The organism is Mesorhizobium sp. M7A.F.Ca.CA.001.10.2.1 (genome assembly GCF_003998575.1).
Taxonomy (GTDB): domain Bacteria; phylum Pseudomonadota; class Alphaproteobacteria; order Rhizobiales; family Rhizobiaceae; genus Mesorhizobium.
The window spans coordinates 1-3,379 of record NZ_RZQY01000658.1; the positions used below are offsets into that span (position 1 = coordinate 1).

General features: G+C 60.4%; 3 protein-coding genes. All 3 read left to right on the forward strand.

The features are described from left to right. Positions 1-45 precede the first annotated feature (45 nt). The 3 genes from hemE to rho all read left to right on the forward strand — a co-directional run bounded on the left by hemE (position 46) and on the right by rho (position 3,110). Positions 46-1,077, forward strand: coding sequence for a uroporphyrinogen decarboxylase (gene hemE / locus EN964_RS29345; protein WP_127268019.1), 1,032 nt, complete (start codon positions 46-48; stop codon positions 1,075-1,077). Then, positions 1,077-1,613 carry a protoporphyrinogen oxidase HemJ gene (gene hemJ / locus EN964_RS29350; protein WP_127268018.1) on the forward strand — a complete coding sequence of 179 codons (537 nt, stop codon included), beginning with the start codon at positions 1,077-1,079 and terminating at the stop codon, positions 1,611-1,613. Before hemE ends, hemJ begins: the two co-directional genes overlap by 1 nt. Before the next feature lie 231 nt (positions 1,614-1,844). Next, complete coding sequence (gene rho, locus EN964_RS29355; RefSeq protein WP_127268017.1) at positions 1,845-3,110, forward strand: transcription termination factor Rho; 1,266 nt, start codon at positions 1,845-1,847, stop codon at positions 3,108-3,110. The last annotated feature ends 269 nt before the right edge of the window (positions 3,111-3,379 follow it).

Here is a 3,379-nt window from a genome sequence, read left to right on the forward strand (position 1 = left end):
TAAGAATCTTTGATTATAGAAGAGGCTGGGAGAAGCGAGCGCTCGATGCCCCAGAACCGGATCATGCTGGATGTCCTCAGGGGCAAGGCCCATTTTCCGCCTCCGCTCTGGATGATGCGTCAGGCCGGACGCTACCTGCCGGAGTATCGGGAGACACGCAGACGCGCGGGCTCGTTCCTGGACCTCTGCTATGATCCAGACCTTGCGGTCGAAGTGGCCTTGCAGCCGATCGAGCGCTTCGGCTTCGATGCCTCGATCCTGTTTTCCGATATCCTTGTCGTTCCGCATGCGCTTGGCCGTGACGTCCGCTTCGAAGAGGGCAGAGGGCCGCTGCTGACGCCGATCACCGCGCCGGAGATTTTGGCTCTGGAAGGCGAGGTGTTTCACGTGAATCTCGAACCGGTCTATGAGACGGTTCGCCGGTTGCGGGCCAAACTGCCCGAAGAGACAACCCTGATCGGCTTCTGCGGCGCGCCGTGGACGGTGGCGACCTACATGATCGCCGGTCATGGCACGCCCGACCAGGCGCCGGCGCGGCTTTTTGCCTATCGCGAACCGGTGGCCTTTCAACGATTGCTGAAGGTGCTTGCCGAACATTCGGCCGCCTATCTCATCCGCCAGATCGAGGCGGGTGCGGATGTGGTGCAGATATTCGATTCCTGGTCCGGCGTGCTGGACGATGAGAGTTTCGACCTGTTCTGCGTTCAGCCGATGGCCGAGATCGTTGGCCGGGTGCGGGCGGTTCATCCCGATGTTCCGATCATCGGTTTTCCCAAGGGTGCCGGTTCGCGCTACCGGACATATCGACAGAAGACCGGCGTGACGGCGCTAGGGATCGACTGGACGGTACCCCTGATCGCGGCGAAGGAATTGCAGCGCTCGGGTGCGGTTCAGGGCAATCTCGATCCCTTGCGGCTCGTGGCTGGCGGCAAGGCGCTATCCGACGGCGTCGAGGCGATCCTGGGAGCGCTGGGAGACGGACCGCTGATCTTCAATCTCGGTCATGGCATCACGCCGGAGACGCCGATCGCCCATGTCGAGGCGATGGTGAAACAGGTGCGGAGCGCGACACGCTGATGGCTGAGATGAAAAACACGAACAGCACCGGTCAGGCGATGATGCGGATGATGTCAGGTATCGCGGTGCTGGTCGTTCTCACCGCGCTTTTGTATTTCGCGGCACCCGACAGCTTCTATCTCTGGGCAAAGGCGATCCATATCCTCGCCGTCATCTCATGGATGGCGGGCATGCTCTATCTGCCGCGGCTGCTGGTCTATCACGCCGATGCCGAGAAGGGCTCGGTGCAATCGGAGACCTTCAAGGTGATGGAGCGGCGCCTGCTGCGCGGCATCATCAACCCGGCGATGATCGTCACCTGGGTGTTCGGCCTGTGGCTCGCCTGGAAGGGTTTTGGTTTCCAGGGCGGCTGGCTGCATGCCAAGATCGGTGCGGTGCTTTTGCTGTCCGCCATGCATGGCTATCTCGCGGGCGCGGTGCGCAAATTCGCCGAGGACCGCAATGAAAAACCGGCCAGGCACTGGCGGATGGTCAACGAGATCCCCACATTGCTGATGATCGCAATCGTCATCCTGGTGGTGGTCAAGCCGTTCTGATGCATGCTGCTCAAAAACGGCCAGGAGACAACGACGGGCAGTGATGCGTTTCAAGCCTTCATAGGTCACGCAAAACGCAGCTTGCTCTTTCACCCGACCGACGATAAAAGACGGGTCTTCCTTCCCGTCATGCGCCGCCCCTCATTGTTTTCGGCCGCGCCCGGCATTTGTCGCATCCCGCCGATATTTTTCCCAAAGCCTACCCAGACTCCATCTATTCAAGGTCCGTCTATGCAAGAAATGAAACTCGCCGAGTTCAAGAACAAGAAACCGCCAGAGCTGATCGCCTATGCCGAATCGCTCGAGGTCGAAAACGCCAGCGTCATGCGCAAGCAGGAGCTGATGTTTGCGATCCTGAAGAAGCTGGCCGCCCAGGAGATCGAGATCATCGGTGATGGCGTGGTCGAGGTGCTGCAGGATGGTTTCGGCTTCCTGCGCTCCGCCAACGCCAATTATCTGCCAGGTCCCGACGACATCTATATTTCGCCGTCGCAGATCCGGCGCTTTTCGCTGAAGACCGGCGATACGGTCGAAGGGCCGATCCGCAGCCCGAAAGAGGGCGAGCGCTATTTCGCGCTGCTCAAGGTCAACACCATCAATTTCGACGATCCCGAAAAGATCCGTCACAAGATCCACTTCGACAATCTGACGCCGCTCTATCCCACCAAGCGGCTGAAGATGGAGATCGAGAATGCGACCACCAAGGACATCTCGCCGCGTGTGATCGACCTGGTCGCGCCGATCGGCAAGGGGCAGCGCGCTCTGATCAACGCGCAGCCGCGTACCGGCAAGACGGTTCTCATGCAGAACATCGCCCACTCGATCACCGCCAACCATCCGGAATGCTATCTGATCGTGCTGCTGATCGACGAGCGGCCGGAAGAAGTGACCGACATGCAGCGCTCGGTGAAGGGCGAGGTGATCTCCTCGACCTTCGACGAGCCGGCGGTGCGCCACGTGCAGGTCGCCGAAATGGTCATCGAGAAGGCCAAGCGCCTGGTCGAGCATGGCCGCGACGTCGTCATCCTGCTCGATTCGATCACTCGTCTCGGCCGCGCCTACAACACCGTCGTGCCGTCATCCGGCAAGGTGCTGACCGGTGGTGTCGACGCCAACGCGCTGCAGCGGCCGAAGCGCTTCTTCGGCGCCGCCCGCAACATCGAGGAAGGCGGTTCGCTGACCATCATCGCCACCGCGCTGATCGATACCGGCAGCCGCATGGACGAAGTCATCTTCGAAGAGTTCAAGGGCACCGGCAACTGCGAAATCCAGCTCGACCGCAAGGTGGCCGACAAGCGCATCTATCCGGCCATGGACATCTTGAAGTCCGGCACCCGCAAGGAAGACCTGCTGGTTTCCAAGCAGGATCTGCAGAAGATCTTCGTGCTGCGCCGCATCCTGGCGCCGATGGGCACCACCGACGCAATCGAGTTCCTGATCGACAAGCTCAAGCAGACCAAGACCAATGCCGATTTCTTCGATTCGATGAACACGTAAGAGGACTGGCGAGGGCCAACGGCCAACTGCTTGCGCTGCCCCTCATCCGCCTGCCGGCACCTTCTCCCCGTATAGTGACGGGGAGAAGGGAGATGGCCGCAACCTCGGCGCTCGTTCTGCTGCGTTGAAAATTGGCGAAACCGTCCATGACGGCGTCTTTCTCCCCGTCCCTATACGGGGAGAAATGCCCGGCAGGGCAATGAGCGACTATCTGTGGTGTCAAGTTGCATTGGCGAACTCCATGCGCGCATCGCGTGCTTTTGCATTGA